Here is a 7,044-nt window from a genome sequence, read left to right as displayed (position 1 = left end):
TTCACCGCTTTCGATTCGAGCCTGACGCTGAAAACCGAAGCACTTCCTGCTTATGCGAAACCTGCAACTCGTTGATCTTCAAGGAGTTTTCGGTTCCGACTGCGCCGGAAGTGGGGCGAATTATAGAGACATCTGAAGGCCCGTCAAGCACTTATTTCGGAAAAGAAGAAAGTTTTATGTTTGAGCCGGCAAGATGGCCCTACGACTTCGCACTATTCAAGACTCAACGCTTGCGCGTGCTTTCTTCCTGGGCATTCGAGGCAAGCGCATTGCAATGACAGGCACTCGCACGAACAACAACAAACCACCCACCGCCGCATAAATAGCCCACTCTTTGAGATCAGCTCTGACAATCCACAGCATATGCAGCAAACCCAGCCCCAGAATCAGGTAAGCCAGCCGATGCAGCTTTTTCCAGCGTGCACCAAGGCGTCGCTGGCTGTAATGATTGGATGTGACGGCCAGTGCCAGCAGGCAGAGAAAGGCAATGCTGCCGACGATGATGTAAGGGCGTTTGACCAACTCCACACCCAACTGAGCCCAGTCGAATCCAAGAATGAAAAAACCGTACCCCAGCAAATGCAACGTGGCATAGGTGAAACACCAGAGCCCCAGCTGACGCCGGACGATCACCCACCCTGCCCATCCAGAGATGCGTTGCAATGGCGTCAGTGACAAGGTGATCAGCAATAGGACCAAGGTGCCCAAACCGAACAGGTCCACCAGCGCCTTCCCGGGATCCGGTCCCAGATCGAAAATCCATGCTTTATACAACCACATCACCGGAGCAACGCACGCCGCGATGAAAACACTCAGTCGCCATGGCAGATAACGCATCAGTAATTCTTCCGTAGGTCCATACCGGCATAGAGCGAGGCCACCTGCTCTGCGTATCCATTGAACATTTCCGTTTGCCGAATGTTGGGGCTGAACAGCCCGCTGGGCAGACGACGCTCGTGAGCTTGAGTCCAGCGCGGATGGTCGACAGTCGGGTTCACATTGGCGTAGAAGCCGTATTCGTTGGTAGCGATGCTCTGCCACGTGGTCTTCGGCTGCTCACTCACCAAACTGATACGCACGATGGACTTCACGCTCTTGAAGCCGTATTTCCATGGCACCACCAGGCGTAAAGGCGCCCCATTCTGGTTAGGCAGCTCACGCCCATACATTCCCACCGCCAGGATCGCCAGTGGATTCATCGCCTCATCCAGCCGCAACCCTTCGACATAGGGCCAGTCGATCAACGCGAACCCTGATCGTTGGCCAGGCATCGTTTTAGGATCCTGCAGCGTCTCGAACCTGATGTACTTGGCGTTTGCCGTTGGCTCGACCTGTTTAAGCAACTGGGAGATCGGGAAGCCCAACCAAGGAATGACCATCGACCATGCCTCCACACAGCGCAGCCGATAGATACGCTCCTCCAACTGGTAAGGCTTCATGAAATCTTCCAGCGCGTACCGACCTGGCTTGGCCACTTCCCCATCGACCACAACCGTCCATGGGGCTGTCCTCAAGGAACCTGCATTCTGTGCAGGGTCACCCTTGTCGGTGCCAAACTCATAGAAGTTGTTGTAATGAGTTGCGTCCTTGAACGGGGTGATGGCTTCGTTCTGAACGGTCACCGCCTGCCATTTGGTCGAAGGCAGCTTTTCATTGAACCATCCGGGGGCGTTTCCCGGGTCTACGGCGTCGTAGCGCGAGGCATCCGCAGCAGTTGCCCAAGATGGCAGCGTGCCAACGGCGAAGCCGGCCAGCGAGGCGCCTAGAACGGCACGTCGAGAAAGGTAGAGGGATTCGGGTGTGACATCCGACTCTTTGCAAGCGGACGCAGTAGGGATCTTGATCAGCATGGCGACTCCGCAACCTGATGGACTGGCTCCACCTTATAGGCTGCGAAGTGCGGTGTGAAATGAATCTGTCTCGCTATTTACGACGGCGCAGACGGAGCAGGTACTGAATTGGCCCTGATGCGGCGTAGGCGAGGAAGATCAGCAGCAGGATGCGTGGCGGGTCGCTGAAAACCACAGCAAACACTAACACGACAGCCAGGATGGCGACGAAGGGGACCCGCCCCTTGAGATCGAGCTCCTTGAAGCTGTTGTACTTGATATTACTGACCATCAGCATGCCCGCCGCGGCCACCAGCAGCGCAACCAGGAAGGACAGCTTTGAGCCCTGAATGCCGTAGTCGCTAAACGCCCAGACGGTGCCCGCCACCACGCCTGCCGCTGCGGGACTTGCCAGTCCAATGAAATACCGCTTGTCCGCCTTACCCACCTGAGTGTTGAAGCGAGCCAAACGCAACGCGGCACCCGCTACATAAATGAAGGCGACCATCCAGCCCACCTTGCCCATGTCACCCAAAGCCCAACCAAATGCAAGCAGCGCGGGAGCAACCCCAAACGCAACCATATCGGACAAGGAGTCGTATTCGGCGCCAAATGCGCTTTGGGTGTTGGTCATGCGTGCTACACGACCGTCGAGGCCGTCCAGAACCATGGCCACGAAAATGGCGATGGCTGAAAAGGCGAAATATTTGCTCGCACCGGCGGCATCGCCGGCACTCATCGCGCTTTGAGCGCTCATCGCACTGATGATGGCGTAGAAACCTGCAAAGAGGTTCGCCGTTGTGAACAGGTTCGGCAGCAAATAGATGCCCCGATGGCGGACCTTGCGGCCTTCGGCATCGTGGCCTTCTTCTATATGCTCATCGATCGGTAGCAGGCTTTCAGCGTCAGAGGCCTTGTTTGGCTCTTCAGGACGTTCGCTCATGGACATTACCTTGCAGCTATGAATTTTCGAACAGGGTCCGCCGCGTCATCCGCCAGCGAACGATGCAGCTTTATACCAGATGAGGCCCCATAACGAAAAAACGCGACCCGAAGGCCGCGTTTTTCTTCACCAGAAACAGATTCGGGGAATCTTAGTTTTTGGTTTGGTCGACGATCTTGTTCTTCGCGATCCAAGGCATCATCGAGCGCAGTTGCTCACCGATGATTTCGATGCCGTGTGCCTTGTTGTTGCGGCGCTTGGCGGTCATCGACGCGTAGTTGCTCGCACCTTCGGCAATGAACATCTTGGCGTATTCGCCGTCCTGGATGCGCTTCAGGGCGTTGCGCATAGCTTGACGGGATTCGGCGTTGATGACCTCAGGGCCTGTCACGTACTCGCCGTACTCGGCGTTGTTGGAGATCGAGTAGTTCATGTTGGCGATACCGCCTTCGTACATGAGGTCAACGATCAGTTTCAGCTCGTGCAGGCACTCGAAATAGGCCATTTCCGGCGCGTAGCCGGCTTCAACCAGGGTTTCGAAACCGGCTTTGACCAGCTCTACGGTGCCACCGCACAGTACGGCTTGTTCGCCGAACAGGTCAGTTTCGGTCTCGTCCTTGAAGGTGGTTTCAATGATGCCGGTACGGCCACCGCCTACGCCCGAAGCGTAGGACAGCGCAACGTTCTTGGCGTTGCCGGAAGCGTCTTGGTAAACGGCGATCAGGTCAGGGATACCGCCGCCCTTGACGAATTCGGTACGCACGGTGTGACCCGGCGCTTTTGGCGCGATCATGATCACGTCGAGGTCGGCGCGTGGCACGACCTGGTTGTAGTGGATCGCGAAGCCATGCGAGAAGGCCAGCGTAGCGCCCTTCTTGATGTTCGGTTCGATTTCGTTCTTGTACAGCTGGGACTGGAATTCGTCTGGGGTCAGGATCATGACCAGGTCGGCGCCAGCAACGGCAGTCGCGACGTCGGTCACTTTCAGGCCATGAGCCTCGGCTTTGGCGACAGTGGCGGAGCCTTTACGCAGACCTACGGTGACATCGACGCCGGAGTCTTTGAGGTTGCATGCTTGCGCATGGCCTTGAGAGCCGTAACCAATGATCGCCACTTTTTTGCCCTGGATGATCGAAAGGTCGCAGTCTTTGTCGTAATAAACTTTCATGGAATTCCCCTGTTATCTCGGCCCATCAGGCCATTCGCTAAATGAATGAAATTAGATGCTCAGCACTTTGTCGCCGCGGGCGATGCCCGTGACGCCGCTGCGTACGGTTTCCAGGATGGCGGTGGTGCCAATGGCCTGAATAAAGCTATCCAGTTTGTCGCTCGTCCCTGTCAGCTGCACGGTGTAGACACTGCTGGAAACATCAACGATCTGGCCGCGGAAGATGTCCGTGGTGCGCTTGATCTCAGCGCGCTGGGCGCCAGTGGCCTTGACCTTGATCAGCATCAGCTCACGTTCGATGTGAGCACTCTCCGACAGATCGACCAGCTTGACCACTTCAACCAGTTTGTTGAGGTTCTTGGTGATCTGTTCGATCACCTCATCATGCCCCACGGTGGTCAACGTCAGACGCGACAGGGTCGGATCCTCGGTGGGTGCCACGGTCAGGCTTTCGATGTTGTAGTTGCGCTGCGAAAACAGACCGACGACACGAGACAGAGCACCCGGTTCGTTTTCCAGCAAAAGCGAAATGATGTGCCGCATGTTAGGTACGCTCCGTCTTGCTCAGCCACATGTCGCGCATCGAGCCGTCTCTGATCTGCATCGGATAGACGTGCTCGGCAACGTCGACCTGGATGTCGAGGAACACCAGACGGTCTTTCATCGCGAACGCTTCTTCCATCTTCGGTTTCAAGTCTTTCAGGTCGGTAATACGCATACCGACGTGCCCGTAGGCTTCGACCAGTTTCACGAAGTCAGGCAGCGACTCCATGTAGGAGTGCGAGTGGCGGCCGCTGTAGCTCATGTCTTGCCATTGCCGAACCATGCCCAGGACGCCGTTGTTGAGCAGAATGATCTTCACCGGCAGGTTGTACTGCAGGCAGGTCGACAGCTCCTGGATGTTCATCTGAATGCTGCCTTCGCCCGTGACGCAAGCGACGTGAGCATCCGGGAAGCTCAGCGCGACACCCATGGCAGCCGGGAGACCGAAGCCCATGGTGCCCAGACCGCCAGAGTTGATCCAACGATTAGGCTTGTTGAAGCGGTAGTACTGAGCAGCGAACATCTGGTGCTGACCGACGTCGGACGTCACGTAGGCGTCGCCCTGGGTGACTTCGCACAGGGTTTCGATCACGGTCTGAGGCTTGATCAAGCTGCCATCGCCACGGTTGTACGGGAACAGGTCGCCGCCCGCTCGCCACTCATCGATCTGCTTCCACCAACTGGCGACGGACTCCTTGTTTGGGGTCTCGCCGATTTCCTTGAGGGTCGCGACCATTTCGGTCAGCACGCTCTCCACAGGGCCAACGATCGGCACGTCTGCCTTGATGGTCTTGGAGATCGAAGCCGGGTCGATATCGATATGGATGATCTTGGCACCCGGGCAGAAACGCGCCGCACCATTGATGACGCGGTCATCGAAACGTGCGCCTACGGCCAAGATCACGTCCGAGTGGTGCATCGTCAGGTTGGCGGTGTAACTGCCATGCATACCCAGCATGCCAACGAACTGACGATCGGTGCCCGGGTACGCGCCCAACCCCATCAAGGTGTTGGTGACCGGAGCGTTCAACAGCTGTGCCAGTTCGGTCAGCGGTGCGGAGCCGTTGCCCATCACCACGCCGCCGCCGGAGTAAATGACCGGGCGCTTGGCGGCCAGGAGCATTTCGACAGCCTTGCGGATCTGCCCCGAGTGCCCGCGAACCGCCGGGCTGTAGGAACGCAGCTTGGCTTTTTTGGGGAAAACGTACTCGAATTTCTCGGCCGGGTTGGTCATGTCTTTCGGAATATCGACAACGACGGGACCTGGGCGGCCGGATTGCGCGAGGTAGAAGGCCTTTTTCAGCACTTCCGGAATTTCCGACGGATGTTTGATCATGAAGCTGTGCTTCACGATCGGACGGGAGATACCGATCATGTCGGTTTCCTGGAACGCGTCGGTGCCAACCATCGTGCTGGGCACTTGCCCCGACAGCACGACCATTGGGATCGAGTCCATGTATGCGGTCGCGATCCCCGTGATGGCGTTGGTGGCGCCAGGGCCGGAAGTCACGAGCACGACACCGGCTTTACCGGTGGCGCGAGCGTAACCATCCGCCATGTGAGTGGCAGCCTGTTCATGGCGAACGAGGATGTGGCTCACAGCAGGTTCTTTGAACAGCGCATCGTATATATGCAGGAGGGCCCCGCCTGGGTACCCATAGATATGCTCAACGCCTTCGTCACGCAAAAAGCGGACGACCATTTCAGCGCCAGATAAAAGCTCCACGTTGTTCACCTCTAAAACGCCAGAATACCGTCCACAGAAGAGGAGACGGGTCTTAATAGGTTTACTGCCAGCAGAGCATGAGCGACGGTGGTCGCCGACTACGTCAGCACTGACTGAGCAAGTATTGGGATCGCCCCTGAGTGTTTCGGAGTCTTCCCACCCAGCGCGAGGTAACGCGTTGCGGGTGTAACAGGTCGACGCGGGTGTGCGCCTCATGATCTGCCGAGACGGTCTGCTTCTGGCAGTCCCTCTACAGCGGACTTTGGATTGTTCTGATTCAACCCCCTCAAGTCAAGTCGTCCATGCGCTTTCTTCACCCACAGGCAACGAAAAAGCACCGAATGAGGTCGTAGCGGTGTCCTTGTGATAGGTTTCAACTGTTCTGCGAACGAAATATAAGGAAGGCGTATGCGCTGGATGATGCTCGCTGCGCCGCTGACACTGGCGGCCATTTCCGTCACGGGCCAGGCGGCACAAATCTATAAATGGGTCGATCCCCAAGGGGTGACCCATTTCGATGCCCAGCCCCCAGTCGGGCGGCCTGCTGAGGCAATCGAATCCCGGCAACCGGTTACTACCTCCCCCGCACCGCCCGTGCAGACGGACACGAACCAGGAGCAGCAAGCCATCGACGCCAAGGTCAAGCGCCAAGTGGCGGCTCAAGAAGCGAAACGCAAGGAGTACTGCGAACGTCAGCGCACCAATCTCGCCCAATTGGAGAATAATCCACGGGTGCGTGAAGAAGTGAACGGGGAATACCGCCGTTTTACAGAGGAAGAGCGTCAGGCACGCATCGCCGAGGTCAAACAGTCCATCGACGAAACGTGCAATTGAC

General features: G+C 57.2%; 7 protein-coding genes. 1 reads left to right on the top strand and 6 read right to left on the bottom strand.

Annotation, left to right across the window (positions count from 1 at the left end):
* Nucleotides 1-216: 216 nt before the first annotated feature.
* The 6 genes from msrQ to DBP26_RS23560 form a co-directional block, all read right to left on the bottom strand.
* Entirely contained in the window at nucleotides 217-837 is a 621-nt protein-coding gene (msrQ, locus tag DBP26_RS23585; protein ID WP_108239893.1) for a protein-methionine-sulfoxide reductase heme-binding subunit MsrQ, read from the bottom strand.
* Entirely contained in the window at nucleotides 837-1,850 is a 1,014-nt protein-coding gene (gene msrP / locus DBP26_RS23580) for a protein-methionine-sulfoxide reductase catalytic subunit MsrP (protein ID WP_108239894.1), read from the bottom strand. The genes msrQ and msrP overlap by 1 nt, the downstream gene beginning before the upstream one ends.
* A 73-nt stretch (nucleotides 1,851-1,923) precedes the next feature.
* Nucleotides 1,924-2,772, bottom strand: a complete 849-nt coding sequence (gene pssA / locus DBP26_RS23575) for a CDP-diacylglycerol--serine O-phosphatidyltransferase (protein WP_108239895.1) — start codon at nucleotides 2,770-2,772, stop codon at nucleotides 1,924-1,926.
* Between the two features lie 151 nt (nucleotides 2,773-2,923).
* Nucleotides 2,924-3,940 (bottom strand): ketol-acid reductoisomerase, encoded by a 1,017-nt coding sequence (gene ilvC / locus DBP26_RS23570; RefSeq protein ID WP_108239896.1) that lies wholly within the window; start codon nucleotides 3,938-3,940, stop codon nucleotides 2,924-2,926.
* Nucleotides 3,941-3,991: 51 nt separating this feature from the next.
* Complete coding sequence (ilvN, locus tag DBP26_RS23565) at nucleotides 3,992-4,483, bottom strand: acetolactate synthase small subunit (RefSeq protein WP_093469284.1); 492 nt, start codon at nucleotides 4,481-4,483, stop codon at nucleotides 3,992-3,994.
* Nucleotide 4,484: 1 nt separating this feature from the next.
* A complete protein-coding gene (locus DBP26_RS23560) occupies nucleotides 4,485-6,209 on the bottom strand; it encodes an acetolactate synthase 3 large subunit (protein ID WP_108239930.1) in 1,725 nt (574 codons plus the stop codon).
* A 408-nt stretch (nucleotides 6,210-6,617) separates the two neighbouring features.
* Between DBP26_RS23560 and DBP26_RS23555 the strand changes: the two genes are divergently transcribed.
* Nucleotides 6,618-7,043, top strand: coding sequence for a DUF4124 domain-containing protein (locus tag DBP26_RS23555; protein WP_108239897.1), 426 nt, complete (start codon nucleotides 6,618-6,620; stop codon nucleotides 7,041-7,043).
* Nucleotide 7,044: the final 1 nt, after the last annotated feature.

Source organism: Pseudomonas sp. RIT409, assembly GCF_003052515.2.
In the GTDB taxonomy this organism is placed as follows: domain Bacteria; phylum Pseudomonadota; class Gammaproteobacteria; order Pseudomonadales; family Pseudomonadaceae; genus Aquipseudomonas.
Note: the sequence above shows the minus strand (reverse complement) of the source record. Positions and strands in the feature narration are given on the sequence as shown.